Origin of the sequence: Nitratireductor sp. StC3, from assembly GCF_003015025.1 — a bacterium.
In the GTDB taxonomy this organism is placed as follows: Bacteria; Pseudomonadota; Alphaproteobacteria; order Rhizobiales; family Rhizobiaceae; genus Mangrovimarina; species Mangrovimarina alexandrii.
The window spans coordinates 408197-423729 of record NZ_PYBP01000002.1; the positions used below are offsets into that span (position 1 = coordinate 408197).

The window sequence follows — 15533 nt, forward strand, 5'->3', positions numbered from 1 at the left end:
GTGATGTCGACAGGAGAGCCATGGCGCGGTGCAATAAACGAACCGTATCGGCATCTCAACTCTTTCGTCATCGAACAGCCAGTCGGCGAAAATTTTCTCGGACCGACGATGGCAACAAGCAACGACGGGGAGCCGCCCATCCGTGTGCGGCGTTACAGAACTGTCATCATCCTGACATTCCACTTTCACGCGGCTTCGGTAGCGCAAGTCCCAAGACAGGCGAAAAACCGCCGTGGGAAAGCAAGCATGCTGAAAATCCAGAAGGTCACGCGACGTTTCGGCAACAAGACCGCTGTCGACGCTGTCGACGTGGAGATCGGCGACGGCCAGATGGTCGGCATCATCGGCCGCTCCGGGGCGGGGAAATCGACCCTGTTGCGCATGATCAACCGGCTGGTCGACCCCTCGGAAGGGGCGATCTCGTTCGCCGATCGCGAAGTCTCCGCCTTGCGCGGCGTCGCCCTGCGGGCCTGGCAGCGCGACTGCGCGATGATCTTCCAGCAGTTCAATCTCGTGCCCAGGCTCGACGTGGTTTCCAACGTGCTGCACGGCGTGCTCAATCGCCGCTCGACGCTGGCGACGGTGTTCAGTCTCTATCCGACCAAGGATATTCACACCGCGATCGACATTCTCGACCGGCTCGGCATCGCCGATCACGCGGCCAAGCGCGTCGAGGCGCTCTCAGGCGGCCAGCAGCAGCGCGTGGCGATCGCGCGGGCCCTGATGCAGGACCCGAAGGTCATCCTCGCCGACGAGCCGATCGCCTCGCTCGATCCGATGAACGCCCAGATCGTCATGGATACGCTGCGCCGGATCCACGACGAGGACGGCCGCATGATCGTGTGCAATCTGCACACGCTCGACACGGCCCGCCGCTATTGCGACCGGGTCATCGGCATGCGCGACGGAGCGGTGGTTTTCGACGGCGCTCCGGACGAGCTGACGACCTCGGTCGCGCGCCAGATCTACGGCGCGGATGAAAGCTTCTCGGAAGCGTCCACCTCGACGTCGATCGAAGCCCTCGAGCCGGAACGTCTGCCGGTCCGCGAGCCGGCTTACGCCGTCTGATCCGAATCGTCTGCGCGAAAACCCAGGCTGATTTCCACCCCACATCAAGGAGTAACGAGCATGAAAAAATTGATCGCAGCCCTGCTTACCTCGGCCGCGCTTGCAGCGCCGGCGCTTGCCCAGGACCAGGTCACCGAATTCCGCATCGGCATTCTCGGCGGTGAAAATGCCCAGGACCGCATGACGTCGAACGAATGCGTCCGTGCCTATGTCGAGGAACTCCTCGGCGTCGAGACCAAGCTGTTCACCCCGGCCGACTATGACGGCGTCATTCAGGGCCTGCTCGGCGGCACGATCGATATGGCCTGGCTCGGTGCGTCGGGCTACGCCAAGACCTATCTGACCGACCCCGAGGCGGTCGAGCCGGTGCTGGTGAAGACCAATCTCGACGGTTCGTTCTCCTATCACTCCGTGGGTTTTGCGCGGAAGGATTCCGGCATCACCTCGCTCGCCGACATGAAGGGCAAGAAGTTCGGCTTCGGCGATCCGAACTCGACCTCCGGCTATCTGATCCCGTCGATCGAAATTCCCGAAGAGATCGGCGCGACGATGGAAGACGGCGTCTATTTCGACGAGGTGGTGTTCACGGGCGGTCATGAGCAGACGATCGTCGCGGTCGTCAACGGCGACGTCGATGCGGGCGTGACCTGGGCCGACGGCCAGGGCGCCTGGGAAGACGGCTACAATTCGGGCGCTTTGCGCAAGGCTGCCGATTCCGGCATCGTCGACATGAACGACATCGTGGAAATCTGGAAGTCGAAGCCGATCCCGGAAGGCCCGATCGTGCTGCGCAAGGCCCTGCCGGCCGACGTCAAGGAGAAGGTGACGGCGTTCCTGAACGGCCTCCACGCCAAGGACGAACAATGCGCCTACAACATGGCTGCGGGCGAAACCGCCGGTTTCGAGCCCATCGGGCATGACGCCTACGAATCGATCATCGCCGTGCGCCGCGCCAAGACAAATTGATTATCCAAGGTTTGAGGGCGGGCCCTGTCGGGGCCCGTCCGCTTTTTTGAAAGATTGCAGTGATGACCGACATCGCGCTCCGCGGCGTTGACGGCCTCAAGGTGGACTATCTGGCGCTGGTGCGCCGCCGCCGCTTGTATTCCGCTCTTCTGCTCGTCTTATTCGTTGCGCTGCTTGCCGGCGGCTTCGATCTCGCCGACAGCCGCAACGCCGGCGGCTTCTGGAGCGGCCTGTCGCAGATTTTCGACTTTCCCGTCGAACTGGTGCGGGAGGCGATAAACAAGGGCGCCGCGCTGCCGGGCAATCTGTTGCGTTACCTGCCGGCGATGATCGAGACGATCAACATCGCCGCGGTTTCGACCCTGCTTGGCGCTGTTCTGGCGGTTTTTCTTTCCCTGCTTTCGACACGCGGCCTGGCGCGCTGGCCGCGGCTCATGCCGCTGTTCCGGCGGGTGATGGACACGATGCGCGCCATTCCCGAAATCGTGATTGCCCTGGTGCTGATCTTCGTTCTGGGCGGCGGCCCGGTGCCGGCCATGATCGCCATCGCCTTCCACACCGCCGGCGCGCTCGGCAAGCTGTTTTCGGAAGTCAACGAGAACGCCGACCTCAAGCCGATCGAAGGCCTGTCGTCGGTCGGCGCGTCGTGGTTTCAGCGCATGTGGCTCGGTGTTCTGCCGCAGGTCATGCCCAACTATCTCTCCTATGCGCTGTTGCGGTTCGAGATAAACGTGCGTGCTTCCGCCATTCTCGGCTTCGTCGGCGCCGGCGGCATCGGCGCCGAGCTGCGCGTGGCGATATCCTGGGGCACCGGCCGCTACGACGCGGCCGCGGCGATCTTCCTGCTCCTGTTTCTGACCATCGTCGCCATCGACCAGCTCTCGAGCCATGTCCGCAACCGTCTCGTCGGGGGGCACTGATGACCACGCTGGATGCCGGTTTCGATCTGGCTGCCGCCAAGCGCGACGCGGAGCGACGCGCCTTCCGCAAGCGCATGCTCACCTTCGGGATTCCCGCGGCGGTGCTCGCCTATCTCGTCTATGTCGCCATTGCCTTCGACATTGCCGGGCTGGCGGCGCGTGCGCGCATGGACAATGCCCGTATTCTGCTCGCCGACATGGTCAGTCACAAGGTCCACGTGACGCGCGACAATCGTTTCGACAAGACGACGGTGGCCATCGAGGGCGAGAACAAGGGAACCTATGCCGACGATCAATGGCCGGCCTGGGTCGTGCGCGAGGGGGCGTCGACCGTCGTCGCGCTGGAAGCCGGCAATGTGGTTCGTTTCGACCCGGACGCGGTCCGCTTCGACATCCCGGATTACGGCGTTCTGGAGATCGTCCAGAACCGGAGCGGCATCACGATGACGATGCCTGCGGGCGCGACCCCCGAATGGATCAACGCCTCGTCCTCGCGCGTGACCGTTACGCGACCCGAGGGGCGCCTGACCGTCACCAAGACGCGGGCGGAAGTGTTCCGCTATTTCGGCGGTTGGGAGCTGTTCTTCTTCACCTTGGACAGCCCGTTTCACGGCAAGGACTGGGCACAACTCGCCGCGCTCGCCGTGTCCGGTGAGCGGGTGCGCGCGGGCGAATCGAACCTTGCCGCGATGGCGTCCGACGTCTGGAACAACGCGATGTGGCGCCACAAGGACGTCGCCTGGGCGATTTTCGAGACCGTGCTTATGGCTTTTCTGGGCACGATGGGCGCGGCGATCCTGGCGGTACCGCTTGCCTTCGCCGCCGCGAAGAACTTTGCCCCCGCTTTTCCGGTTCGCTTCGGCATGCGGCGTGTTTTCGACTTTCTGCGAGGCGTCGACGGGTTGATCTGGACGATCATCCTGTCGCGCGCTTTCGGGCCCGGACCGCTGACGGGATCGCTGGCGATCCTGTTTACCGATACCGGAACGTTCGGAAAGCTTTTCTCCGAGGCGCTCGAAAACGTGGACAGAAAGCAGATCGACGGCTTGCGCTCGACGGGCGCCAACGTGGTGCAACGCAACCGGTTTGGCGTCATCCCGCAGCTTGCCCCGGTGATCGTCAGCCAGGTGCTCTATTATCTGGAGTCCAATATGCGCAGCGCCACGGTGATCGGGGCTATCGTTGGCGGCGGCATCGGATTGTTGTTGACCCAGGCGATCCAGACGCAGAAGGACTGGGAAGAGGTCACCTATTATATCGTGCTCACCCTTATGATGGTTTCGGCAACCGACATGCTGTCGGGCTGGCTTCGCTCGAAGCTGATCGGGGGACGTTGACGTATTTCCAGGCGAAGCGGGAGCCGGTTCGCCGGCCGGAACGCGGTGTCGGAGCCGATCCGCGATCCGGCGCCATGCAAAACCGCCGCAGAGCCGCGGGCTCGTCCGGTTGTCGGCCGATGCATTCGCGCATCGACACTTGATCGCGTCCGACGCGGCGGGCTAGGGTTCCGGCCGACGGCGGCCGCGTTCCCGCGTCGCGGACAAACCGGCCCTTCGTCAAACTGTCACGCAAATCACCTATTGGATCGCGCCTGGCAAGGATTCATGCATGCGTTACGCTGTTTATTTCACGCCCCCGCAGGACGCGGCGCTGACCCGCGCGGCGTCGTCCTGGCTCGGACGTGACGCCTTTTCCGGCGCGCCGGTCGCCCCGGCGCGTGCCGGCGCGCTGTCGGCGGCCGAACTCGCCTTTCACACCGCCTCGGCGCGGCGTTACGGTTTCCATGCAACGCTGAAGGCGCCGTTCGTGCTCGCTCCCGGCAAAACCGAGGCCGAACTTGTCGACGCCGCTGCCGCCTTTGCCGGCGAATGCGCGCCGGTGCGGTTGCCGCGTCTGGTCGCGCGCCAGTTCGACGGGTTCTTCGCCCTCGTGCCGGCCGAACGTCACCCGCCGCTCGACGCGCTGGCCGGCGCCGTCGTGCGCGCCTTCGAGCCGTTCCGCGCGCCCTTGGCCGACGGGGATATCGCCAGGCGCAATCCGGCCGCCATGACGCCGGCCCAGGTCAAGAACCTGCACCAGTGGGGGTATCCTTATGTGTTCGAGGAATTTCGCTTCCACATGACGCTGACCGGCCGGGCCACGGGACGCGAGGCCGAGCGCCTGGCATCGGCGATCGACGACCATTTTGCGCCGTTTTTGTCCGCGCCCCTCGAAATCGCCTCGATTGCGCTGTTTGTCGAGCCCGAGCCCGGCGCGCCCTTCACCGTGCGCGCCTTCCACCCCATAGGCCGCCACGACCAAAGAAAGACCGCCTGAGATGAGTGCCGAAACCATTCTGTCCAATGCCCGCATCGTTCTGGCCGACGAGATCGTCCACGGCGCAGTGGCGATTCGCGACGGCAAGATCGCCGACATCCGCACCGGCGGCACGGCGCACGGCGAGGATTTCGGCGGCGACTATCTCATCCCCGGGCTGGTCGAGCTGCACACCGACCATCTCGAGGGCCACTACGCGCCGCGGCCGAAAGTGCGCTGGAACCCGCTCGCCGCCGTGCTGGCGCACGACGCCCAGGTCGCGACCTCGGGCATCACCACGGTCTTCGACGCGTTGCGGATCGGGCTCGACGAGGATTCCGACATCGCCGCCAAGGACATGCGCAAGCTGGCCGACGCGATCGAGGACGGCGTGCGCGGCGACCGGCTGCGCGCCGACCATTTCATTCATCTGCGCTGCGAGGTCTCCTCGGACGATTGCGTCGACAGTTTCGGTCTTTATGACGGCGACGACCGCGTGCGGCTGGTGTCGCTGATGGACCACGCGCCGGGCCAGCGCCAGTTCGTCGACCTGGAGACCTATGCCAATTATTACAAACGCAAGCTCAATCTGTCCGATGAGGCGTTCCGCGAATTCTGCGAGAAACGCATGGAGCAGTCGCAGCGCAATTCGCGCCGTCAGCGCGAGGCGATCGCCGCCGCCTGCCGCGACCGCGGCATCGTGCTTGCCAGCCACGACGACGCCACCGAGGCCCATGTCGGCGAGGCCGTCGAGCAGGGCATCCGCGTCGCCGAGTTTCCGACCACGATGACGGCGGCCGCTGCGTCGAAAAAGGCCGGAATGGGTGTGTTGATGGGCGCGCCCAACGTCGTGCGCGGCGGCTCGCATTCGGGCAACGTATCGGCGCGCCAGCTGGCCGAGAACGACTGCCTCGACATCCTGTCGTCCGATTACATCCCGTTCAGCCTGATCCAGTCGGCCTTTTTCCTCGGCGAGGTCGTCGACGGCATCTCGCTGCCGCGCGCCGTCGCCATGGTGTCGAAAAATCCGGCCGATGCCACGGGTCTGACCGACCGCGGCGAGATCGCCGTCGGCAAACGCGCCGATCTGGTGCGCGTGCGCGTCGACGAGCACATTCCCGTCGTCCGCTCGGTGTGGCGCGAAGGCCGCCGCGTGGCATGACCGACGCCTCGACAGTACTTCGTGCCCGTCTCGATCCGCGCGCGCGTCAGGGTGCCTTCGTTGCCGTGGTCGGACCCAGCGGCGCCGGCAAGGACACGCTGATGTCTTATGCGCGCGGCCGTTTGTCCGGCGAGGACGGGCATGCGGTCCATTTCGTGCGCCGGGTGATCACCCGCGCGCCGGACGGCGGCACGGAGGACCACGACGTGCTGTCCGTAGAGGCCTTTGTGGAGGCCGAGGCCAACGGCGCCTTCGCCCTGTCCTGGAGCGCCCATGGCCTGCATTACGGCCTGCCGGCCGTCGTCGACGACAAGATCGCCGCCGGCGCCACGGTCGTCGCCAATCTGTCGCGCAACGCGATTCCGGCGCTCAGGGCGCGTTATCGCAACGTCAGCGTCGTTTTCGTCACCGCCGCGCCCGCGACCCGCGCCGCCAGGCTCGCCGCGCGGGGCCGCGAGACGCAGGAAGAAATCCTGGCGCGTCTGGCCCGCGCGGCGGCCGGCGAGGACGAAATCCCCGCGCCGGTGACCGTCATTCAAAACGACGACACGCTCGAGGCCGGCGGCGCGGCGCTTATGGCGGCGATCCGCATGGCCGGCGAGCTGGCGCGCGCGCCGCTGGATTTGTAGCCGCCATTTGCGGTCGCACGGCGGCGCCGGCCTTTGCGAAAACTCAGCCGTCGAGACGAAGGACGTGATTGTCCCAGACGAGATCGGCATGTTCCGGCTTGCCGTTTGCCGGGCGGATGGCGCCGGTGCCGGTGGTGGCGAAAAACCCGTCCGCCTGCGCGGCGAGCCCGCACACTTCCTCGAGGCGCTGCCGCCTCACGAGCCGGCCGCTGGCGGCATCGAATGTCGCCAGCAGATTGCCGCGCGGCGAGGTGACGGCGACGCGGTCGGCGGTCGGGTTGCAGGCGACCGAGCCGACATAATTGCCGAACCCCGCCCAGGCCTCGCCTGGAAGATCGAGCAGCCTGATCGCATCGCCCGGCCTGGCGAGGCCGACCAGCGGCGGCACGTCGCCGCGCGGGCCCTCATACTGGCAGCCGAACCAGCACCGCCCGCTACCGTCGACCGCCATGTGGCGGATTGAAAGCTGGTACAGATCGGCGGCAAGGCGATGGGTTTCGACCAGCGTGCCGTGAAGCCGGTCGAGGAAGACCAGCGAAGGCCGCATGGTCGCCAGATTGAGCTTGGCGCGGCCGAAATCGGGATGGGTCTCGATGCCGCCATTGGCGACCGCCAGCGTGCGCCCGTCCGGCATCAGGAGCAGTTCGTGCGGATCCATGCCGTGCGTGTCGAATTCGCCGACGCGACGGAAGCCGTCGGTCGCATCGTAGACGCCGATCAGACCGCGCGCGGCCTCGAAATCGTTCTCGGTCGCGTAAAGAAGCCTTCCGTCCGGGGAAAAGACGCCATGGCCGAAAAAATGTCGCCCGGGCGCGGCCTGGAGGGTCACCGCTTCGGCGCGGCGGTCGAGGTCGAACACGACGGCGAAGTACCCCGGCCGCCGCGCGAAGGCGACCGCGCGCCGCGCCGCCCTGTCGCAGGCGATGTCGTGGCCGCGATCGGGCAGGGCGATGCGCGCGTGAATCGCGCCGTCGCCGGCAATGAGCGCGATCCCGAACCGGCCGTCGCGGTCCTTGTAGGCCGCCGCGAAGGCGGCCTTTCGGCCCGGCCCGGCAAGCGCGCGCGGCGCGCCGATCCAGGCCAGGAGCCCGGTGCCGGCCGCCGCCAGCAGGGCGCGGCGGTTGAGCAGGGCCGCCATCAATCGCCGTCGAGCGAGGAAAACCCGGCCGTCAGCCCGTAGGCGGCGGCCAGATGCTCGCCAACGAGTTGCGACAGGCTGGAGGAAACGACGCGCACGAAGGCGAGCTTCTCGCGGGCTTGCGGATCGGCCAGCGTATCGGCGATGCGCGGCGGCAGGGCCGAGAGGGCGTCGTCGGCCTGCGCGAACTCGAACCGGATCGAGGCGGCGATCCAGCGATCCTCTTCCGCCAGATGATCGGCGAACCCGGCCTTGTCGAACAGATCTCGAAGCCCGTCGAGATTGGCCTTGATGGTGGCGACCGTCAGCCCGGCGCGCCACAGCAGCGCCCGCTTCGGCCGATCCTTGTCGGGCGTCTCGCCCAAAAACCCGTTCAGGCGCACCGCGCGCAGCTGTTCCAGGCCGTGGATCAGAATGTCGGTGACCTCGCCCAGCGCCTCGTCCTGGTCGCGAAACAGCGCGTTGTCGGGCCCGGGTCGGGCGAGTTGGCCGGCAATGCCGTCATCGCCGGCCCAGGCGGCAGCGATCCGGGCGGCGATTTTTGCCAGGTTCGTGCCGATCGCCGCGCCGTAGCGGCAGCGAAACGCGTCGGCCTCGGCAAGCGTTGCGGCGCCGGTTCCGAAAAGCACGTACTCGAGCGCGCCGAGCCCCTGCACGGCCACGCTCTTTTGCGCCAGCGTGGCGGTGTCGGTCGCCGTGTCGTCTTCGGTCGCCAGGATCGCCTGAACCTGTTTGAGGCCGATACCGCGCCGGTCGGGCCAGAACAGGATGCGCTCCAGCCGGTTTTGCGCCCGCACCGGACCGAAGCCGACGATTTCGATCGATGCCCAGGCGAGCGCGGTGTCGCGAAAGGCCGCGCGCGCCGTTTCCAGTTGCGCCGGACCGGGGGCCTCGCACAACGCGCGCACGTCTTTTTCCAGCGTTTCGGCCGCCGCCCGGAAGCGCGCGTAGCCCGGACGGATCACCGCGTCGATCGCCGCGCGGGTGATCGCGGCCGCCGGTGCGGGCTCGGCGTGGCCGCTGGCCGGCAGGGACAGGCCGAGACAGAGCGCGAGGGCGAGAAGGCGCATCATCACAGCGATTCCAGAAACCGCATCAACGCGGCGCGGTCGTCGGCGTCAAGGGCGGCGAAGCCGCCGCGGGCGGTTTCGCCCTCGCCGCCATGCCACAGGATCGCCTCGGTCAGGTTTCGGGCGCGCCCGTCATGCAAAAAGAAGGTGTGGCCGTTGACGGTTTCCGTCAGCCCGATCCCCCACAGCGGCGGGGTGCGCCATTCGCCGCCGCGCGCGTCGCCGACGACCTGCCAGTCCGCCATGCGCGGTCCCATGTCGTGCAGCAGGAAATCCGAATAGGGCCAGATCAGCTGGAAGGCGTGCGTCTTATTGGGTGCGTCGCGCCGGGTGACGAATTTCGGCCGGTGGCAGGAGGCGCAGCCGAGGTCGTAGAAGATCCGCTTGCCGTTCAGCACCTGCGGGTCGTCGACGTCGCGGCGGGCCGGCACGGCGAGGTTCTGCGAATAAAACGTCACCAGGTCGAGCACCGGATCGGGCGCCTCGCTGTCGCCGAGGCGCGGCTGAACGCCGGTCGCGGCCGCCAGGCAGTCGGCCTGGCTGGGGGTGCAGTCGCCCCAATGGTTGGGCAGGTCGGGCGAGGAAATGCCGATATCGCCGGCAAACGCTTCCGCCGACTGGCGGCGGATCGAGTGTGTCTGCGCCTTCCAGCCGAAGCGGCCGAGCACAAGCGCGCCGCTTGCCGGGTCGCGCACGATATTGGGTTTTCCCGAAATCCCGTCGCCGTCGGCATCGTCCGGATCGGCAAGGCCGAGAATGTCGGCCGGATGGATCTGCTCGATCAGGCCGAGGCCGATCATCGGCGGCGTCACCCGCGGCGACAAGGTGGTGCTGACATCCATCGGCCCGTAGGCGAGATCGCTGACCGCGTAGTCGGGCCGGCGCATCGCGACCTCGGTGCCGTCGCCAAGCGTGACGGTAAACTCCTCATAGGTGACGACCATGCGGCCCTCGCCTTTCAGGCCCGGTACGGCCAGGTCCTGGAGCTGGCCGCCATAGACCGGGTCGGGCAGGTTGAGCAGGGTTTTATCCTTCAAGAGCGCCTGCTCGTCGGGCGTGCGCGGCGCACGCGACAGGCGCAGGAACATCGAGGTCGCGTCGCGGTCGCCCTCCGGCGGATGGCCGCGCCCGTCCTTCAGATGACAGCTCTGGCAGGCGCGGGCGTTGAACAGCGGCCCGAGGCCGTCGGAGGCCTGGGTGGAGGAGGGCGAGGACACCCACAATTTGCGAAACAGCGCGTTGCCGAGCTTGAACGTGCCCTCTTCCTCGAAGCTGAGATTGGCCGAGGGGTGGGAAAACGCGTCCTGATTGACGCGCTTGCGCGAGGTCGCGGCCCCGCCGGGCAGCGCCTCGTATGTCTCGGCCGCGGAAAAATCCGTCGTCGGCCGGGTGACGGCCTCGACGCGCTCGCGGTCGGCTGCGGTGAGGTCGTCGCGGCTCGTGGCCGGGCCGGTCTCGTCGGCCGCGAGGCCCGGCAGAACCAGAGCGCCGAGCGCGGCAACAAGGAGCGCCGGTCGGATCGGACGCATGCGACGGGACAGAAGGGTCAGCGGTCGCATGCGTCCATGATCCTATTCCTCCTTGTCGGCGGACGCCGCGTTGAGCAGCCCGTAATTCTTCTCGCCGATCGTGTTCAGCAGTTCGAGCTGGGTTTCGAGGAAGTCGATATGGCCTTCCTCGTCGGCAAGCAGTTCCTCAAACAGCGCCATCGACACGTAGTCGCCGTGCTCGTGGCAGATGTCGCGCGACTTCTTGTAGGAGCTGCGCGCCTCGTGTTCGCCGGCCAGGTCGGCTTCCAGAACTTCCTTGACGTTCTGGCCGATCTTGAGCGGTGCCACCGACTGCAGGTTGGGATGGCCCTCGAGGAAAATGATGCGCTCGACCAGCTTGTCGGCGTGGTGCATTTCCTCGATCGATTCCTCGCGCTCCTTCTGCGCGAGCTTGGCGTAGCCCCAATCCTGGAGCAGCCGGTAGTGCAGCCAGTACTGGTTGACTGCGCCGAGTTCCAGAAACAGCGCCTCGTTAAGCCGCTCGATGACTTGTTTTTCGCCCTTCATGGCGCCTGCTCCCAAACTGACCACGCAGTCCGCGGACGCGGTCGAGATGTGAAAGGATATCCGGCTCGGCCGCGGCCGAACGGGCGTGATACGCCTCGGTGACCCGGATGATCGTTTCCACCACATTTGGGAAGCAGCCGCAACAGCGTCCGCGTTTGGCCATGGCGTGATAGACTTTCGCCGGCACGATGAGCTGCCAGGGATCGGCATCCAGCAGGCCGGCAATCGTGTCCTCGATTTCCCTCTGCGTGATCAAATTGCAGTGACAAACCAGCATCGTCGTTCTTCCAGGCTCGCGGCGCTGTGGCCGCTGGCTTACTCTAGCACATTCGGCGTCCCGTGCCGCTCACTGAAACACCGCCTCGGGATCGTCGAGACTGTCGGAGCCCTCGAACCCGATCGCGTCGAGTTCGAGCCCGGCGACGACCCGTTCGATGGATCGTGTCTGGTCGATCAGCGCATCGATCGCCGCCTGCACGAGGGCGTTGCCGGCGCTGTTGGCCTCGCCGATCATCTGGTCGTAGGCCTCGCCGGCCTGCGCCTTGTCCGCGATCGCCTGCATGGCGGCAACCGTGGCGTCGAGCTTGGCCGTCAGCTCCGCGTCCAGGGCCGCGTCGCTCTCGCGCACCAGCGCCGATAGCGATGGACCGTCCACCACCGAGCCGTCGATCCGCTCGTAGCGGCCGGCATAGACGTTGCGAATGCCGACGGCGTCGTAAAGATGCGAGATGTGGGTGTTGTCGGAAAAGCAGTCATGCTCCTCCTCGGGGTCGTGCAACAGCAGTCCGAGCTTCATGCGCTCGCCGGCCAGTTCGCCGTAGGATAGCGAGCCGATGCCGGTCAGCATCGCAGCCAGCCCGGCTTCCGCCGAGCCTTCGGCCAGCGCCCGGCGCGCCGCGCCGTTCTCGGCCCAGTTGGCGACCATTTCCTCCAGGTCGAGAACCAGCAGATCGGTGGCGGCGGCCAGATAAAGCGCCCGGCGCTCGCAATTGCCGCCGGTGCAGTTTTGCGGGTCGTAATCCGTGTGGGCGCGCGCGCCGGCGCCCGGCCCGGTGCCGTTCAGATCCTGCCCCCACAGCAGGAACTCGATCGCGTGATAGCCGGTGGCGACATTGGCCTCGATCTCGCCGGCCTCGTGCAGCGTGTCGGCCAGAAATCTTGGCGTGATCTCGGACGCGTCGACTTCGCTGCCATTGATCATCAGGGTCGTGTTGGCAACCACGTTGGCGGTGTAGAGCCCGTTATCGTCGGACTCCACGCCGTAGCGCGCGTCGACGTAATCGATCAGCCCCTCATCGAGCGGCCAGGCGTTCACCCGGCCCTCCCATTCATCGACGATCGGGTTGCCGAACCGGTAGGCTTCGCTTTGCTGGTAGGGAATGCGCGCGGCCAGCCAGGCCGCTTTCGCCGCCGCCATGGTTTCGGCCGAGGGCGCGGCAATCAGCGCGTCGACGGCCTCGTCGAGGCGCATGGCGGTCGACAGCGCGTCCTCGTAGGTGGCGTGCGCGATGTCGGCATAGGTGCTCAGCACGGCCCGCGTATCGGTCGAGGCAAGCGCCTGACCCGTCAGGGTCGTTGCGATCAGCGCCGTCGTGGCGGCTGCGGTGAAAAAAATCTTCGGCAAGGCTTTGTCCTTCGGCTCGAACTGCAGCGCAAAACCGCATGGGTCCGGTTGGAGCCTGGCTGTCGGAGACGGGCGCGGCCCGGTCGGCAAGGGCGCGCTGGCCATTGCGGCGGGTCCGATCCTCTCCAAACGGCCGGGTTCAAGGCCCGACAGTCGAAAGTCGCTTCAGCTTTCAGCCGAAGACATGACTCCCAGAAATCCGGATGTCAAACGGATTCACATTAAAAAGGATGAAAAATCAATAGTTTAGAATAATTCTAAACTGACTTGACAGTTATAGTCATGTTTTCCGTCACAGCGCGCCGGTCGATCCGCACGCATCACGCGGCGTCCGGCGCGGCCACCAGCAGCGCCAGCGTGTCGGCGACCAGCGCGGCCTGTTCCTCGCCCTCGATCTCGACCACGTTGTGGCATTTCATCAGATAGCGTCGTTCGCCCTTGTTTTCGAACGAGATCAGCTTGGAGCGCATGCGAATGTTCGCGCCGGCCCGTACCGGCGCCAGGAAGCGCACCCTGTCGAGCCCGTAATTGACCGCCGCCACCGTGCCGTCCGGCGCGGCACCGATCTCGTAGCTCATCGCGGCGACCAGCGAGAGCGTCAGGTAGCCATGCGCGACCGGCGCCTTGTACGGGCTTTCGCGCTGTGCCCGTTCGACATCGATATGGATCCATTGCCGGTCGCGCGTGGTCTCGGCGAACTGGTCGATCATGGATTGGTCGACGCAAATCCACGACGACACGCCGAGCTCGGTGCCGGCCATGCGCGTCAACTCGTCGAAGCTCGGCTTTCGTCCCGCCATCACGCCCCTGTCCTCATGCCTGATCCTCTCCTCCGTCATATCGGTTCGGGGCCGCCGTCGGCGCGTCCGCGGCAAGACAGCCGGGTCCGAGGGCCGCGATGTTGTCGAGGCCGCACAGCGCCAGCGTCAGGTCGAGCTCGGCCAGGATGTTGCCGATCACCTCGCGAACCCCGGTCTCGCCCGCAAGCGCCAGGCCGTAGACATAGGGCCGACCCAAAAGCACCGCCCGCGCGCCGAGCGCGAGCGCCTTGGCGACGTCGGCGCCGGTGCGGATGCCCGAATCGAGCAGCACCGGCAGGTCTCCCGCCGCCGCCGCCACCCCGGGCAGGGCGTCGAGCGTCGCCGTCTCGCCATCGACCTGCCGGCCGCCATGATTGGACACCACGATGCCGTCGACGCCGTGTTCGCGCGCCAGCCTGGCATCGTCGGCGTGGCGAACGCCTTTCAGGACGATCGGCAGGTTGGTCATGGCGCGCAGGCGCGCAATGTCGGCCCAGTTGAGGTCGGGCCTGGAATAGGTCGCGGTGAAATAGGCTGCTGCGGCGCGCATCCCGGTCATCGAAAGCCCGAACTGGCGTCCCTTGCGGTGCAGGCCGTAGGCGGTGGCGAGCAGTTTCGCACCGCGCGGCCTAATGCCGGTATCGGGCGGACTGGCGGGAATATTGGCGCGGAAGACGGGATCGGACAGATATTGCGCCAGCCCCATGCCGCGCAGAAACGGCAGGTAGCCGAGATCGAGATCCCGCGGCCGCCAGCCGAGAAGCGTGGTGTCGAGCGTGACCACGATCGCCTCGCAGCCGGCCTTTTCGGCGCGGGCCAGCAGCGAGCGCACGAACGCGTCGTCGCGCGACCAGTAAAGCTGGAACCATCGCGGCGCGGTCCCCATCGCGGCGGCACAGTCCTCCATGGCAACCGAGGCCTGGTTGGAAAACACCATGCCGATCTGCGTGGCAGCGGCCGCGCGCGCCACGGCGAGGTCGGCTTGGCGATGAACGAGCTCCAGAACGCCGATCGGCGCCAGAAGCAATGGCGCGCGGTGACGGCGCCCGAAAAGATCGACACCGAGATCGCGCACCGAGACGTCGCGCAGCACGCGGGGCACGAAACGATGGCGCCCGAAAGCGGCGCGATTGGCCGCCATCGAGGCCTCGAGCCCGGCGCCGCCGATCACGTAGGCGGCGGCCTGCCGCGTCATGGCCCGCGCGGCCCGCGCCTCCAGAAGCGTTGCGGAAACCGGAACGGTCGGGCGCGCGCCGCCGGCGCCGGTGACGTAAACCTCCATCTGGCGCCGACGCCCGGGAGCCGCAGCGCCGGTGTCTTGCGTCATGGGCGTTGGCGCGCCGGCGCCGCTGCGATCATGTCCGCGACCCGCTGTCGTTGCGCATGTCGGCCATCGCCTCGCGAATCCGCTCGCGCAGGATCTCGACCGACTCGCTGGAGGATTTGCGCATCACCTCGCCGATCTCGCTGGCATTGCGGACGGCGGCCTCGAAGGAGCGCCGGGCGAAATCGGCCTGTTTGGCGAGCAGGTCCTGCGGGTTTCCCGGCGCCTGGAAGCCGCGCGCCATCTCGCTGGCCTCGCGCAGGGTCTCCTCCAGGGCGGCGCGCTGCTTGCCGAAAACGTCACCGGCGCCGGCGGCTGCCGTTTTTGTCGCCTTCTCGAACGCCTCGAGGTTCTTGCGATGGTGCTCGATGATCCGTTCGATATCCATGTTCGGCATTTTCAGATCCTCGCCGAATTTCGCGAACAGGTCGATGATCGAATCCGAGTGCGGTTTCTTCGCCATGAATTCCTCCCATCTCC

General features: G+C 66.6%; 17 protein-coding genes. 8 read left to right on the forward strand and 9 right to left on the reverse strand.

The features are described 5' to 3' along the window. Positions 1 to 246 precede the first annotated feature (246 nt). From phnC to phnN, 7 genes are all read left to right on the forward strand, one after another. The gene (gene phnC, locus C7T96_RS06490) at positions 247 to 1068 is read left to right on the forward strand and encodes a phosphonate ABC transporter ATP-binding protein (RefSeq protein ID WP_106570352.1); all 822 of its coding nucleotides are present in this window, start codon (positions 247 to 249) and stop codon (positions 1066 to 1068) included. A 60-nt stretch (positions 1069 to 1128) separates the two neighbouring features. Further along, positions 1129 to 2034, forward strand: a complete 906-nt coding sequence (phnD, locus tag C7T96_RS06495) for a phosphonate ABC transporter substrate-binding protein (RefSeq protein ID WP_106570353.1) — start codon at positions 1129 to 1131, stop codon at positions 2032 to 2034. Positions 2035 to 2096: 62 nt separating this feature from the next. Next, positions 2097 to 2954 carry a phosphonate ABC transporter, permease protein PhnE gene (gene phnE / locus C7T96_RS06500; protein ID WP_106570354.1) on the forward strand — a complete coding sequence of 286 codons (858 nt, stop codon included), beginning with the start codon at positions 2097 to 2099 and terminating at the stop codon, positions 2952 to 2954. Further along, positions 2954 to 4291 (forward strand): phosphonate ABC transporter, permease protein PhnE, encoded by a 1338-nt coding sequence (gene phnE, locus C7T96_RS06505; protein WP_106570355.1) that lies wholly within the window; start codon positions 2954 to 2956, stop codon positions 4289 to 4291. Before phnE (C7T96_RS06500) ends, phnE (C7T96_RS06505) begins: the two co-directional genes overlap by 1 nt. 271 nt (positions 4292 to 4562) lie before the next feature. Further along, the gene (locus C7T96_RS06510; protein WP_106570356.1) at positions 4563 to 5270 is read left to right on the forward strand and encodes a DUF1045 domain-containing protein; all 708 of its coding nucleotides are present in this window, start codon (positions 4563 to 4565) and stop codon (positions 5268 to 5270) included. Position 5271: 1 nt separating this feature from the next. Then, positions 5272 to 6411, forward strand: coding sequence for an alpha-D-ribose 1-methylphosphonate 5-triphosphate diphosphatase (locus tag C7T96_RS06515; protein WP_106570357.1), 1140 nt, complete (start codon positions 5272 to 5274; stop codon positions 6409 to 6411). Then, positions 6408 to 7040, forward strand: coding sequence for a phosphonate metabolism protein/1,5-bisphosphokinase (PRPP-forming) PhnN (gene phnN, locus C7T96_RS06520; protein ID WP_106570358.1), 633 nt, complete (start codon positions 6408 to 6410; stop codon positions 7038 to 7040). Before C7T96_RS06515 ends, phnN begins: the two co-directional genes overlap by 4 nt. A gap of 43 nt (positions 7041 to 7083) precedes the next feature. On the opposite strand, the gene C7T96_RS06525 is transcribed toward phnN, so the two are convergent. From C7T96_RS06525 to C7T96_RS06550, 6 genes are all read right to left on the reverse strand, one after another. Then, entirely contained in the window at positions 7084 to 8178 is a 1095-nt protein-coding gene (locus tag C7T96_RS06525; RefSeq protein ID WP_348627224.1) for a DUF1513 domain-containing protein, read from the reverse strand. Then, a complete protein-coding gene (locus C7T96_RS06530) occupies positions 8178 to 9251 on the reverse strand; it encodes an imelysin family protein (RefSeq protein WP_245414076.1) in 1074 nt (357 codons plus the stop codon). Before C7T96_RS06530 ends, C7T96_RS06525 begins: the two co-directional genes overlap by 1 nt. Then, positions 9251 to 10807, reverse strand: coding sequence for a di-heme oxidoredictase family protein (locus C7T96_RS06535; RefSeq protein WP_106570361.1), 1557 nt, complete (start codon positions 10805 to 10807; stop codon positions 9251 to 9253). Before C7T96_RS06535 ends, C7T96_RS06530 begins: the two co-directional genes overlap by 1 nt. 12 nt (positions 10808 to 10819) lie before the next feature. Beyond that, on the reverse strand, positions 10820 to 11305 hold the full coding sequence (gene bfr, locus C7T96_RS06540; RefSeq protein ID WP_106570362.1) for a bacterioferritin: 486 nt from the start codon (positions 11303 to 11305) through the stop codon (positions 10820 to 10822). Beyond that, a complete protein-coding gene (locus tag C7T96_RS06545; protein ID WP_106570363.1) occupies positions 11271 to 11582 on the reverse strand; it encodes a (2Fe-2S)-binding protein in 312 nt (103 codons plus the stop codon). Before C7T96_RS06545 ends, bfr begins: the two co-directional genes overlap by 35 nt. 69 nt (positions 11583 to 11651) lie before the next feature. Then, positions 11652 to 12920 (reverse strand): imelysin family protein, encoded by a 1269-nt coding sequence (locus C7T96_RS06550; RefSeq protein ID WP_245414092.1) that lies wholly within the window; start codon positions 12918 to 12920, stop codon positions 11652 to 11654. Between C7T96_RS06550 and C7T96_RS24325 the strand changes: the two genes are divergently transcribed. Next, complete coding sequence (locus tag C7T96_RS24325) at positions 12910 to 13179, forward strand: hypothetical protein (protein ID WP_245414077.1); 270 nt, start codon at positions 12910 to 12912, stop codon at positions 13177 to 13179. The two genes, C7T96_RS06550 and C7T96_RS24325, sit on opposite strands and share 11 nt — an antisense overlap. A 70-nt stretch (positions 13180 to 13249) precedes the next feature. On the opposite strand, the gene C7T96_RS06555 is transcribed toward C7T96_RS24325, so the two are convergent. The 3 genes from C7T96_RS06555 to phaP all read right to left on the reverse strand — a co-directional run bounded on the left by C7T96_RS06555 (position 13250) and on the right by phaP (position 15516). Continuing rightward, complete coding sequence (locus tag C7T96_RS06555; protein WP_106570365.1) at positions 13250 to 13729, reverse strand: MaoC family dehydratase; 480 nt, start codon at positions 13727 to 13729, stop codon at positions 13250 to 13252. Positions 13730 to 13742: 13 nt separating this feature from the next. Continuing rightward, positions 13743 to 15011, reverse strand: a complete 1269-nt coding sequence (locus C7T96_RS06560; RefSeq protein WP_199190422.1) for an alpha-hydroxy-acid oxidizing protein — start codon at positions 15009 to 15011, stop codon at positions 13743 to 13745. Between the two features lie 73 nt (positions 15012 to 15084). Continuing rightward, positions 15085 to 15516, reverse strand: coding sequence for a TIGR01841 family phasin (phaP, locus tag C7T96_RS06565; protein ID WP_106570367.1), 432 nt, complete (start codon positions 15514 to 15516; stop codon positions 15085 to 15087). Between the last annotated feature and the right edge of the window lie 17 nt (positions 15517 to 15533).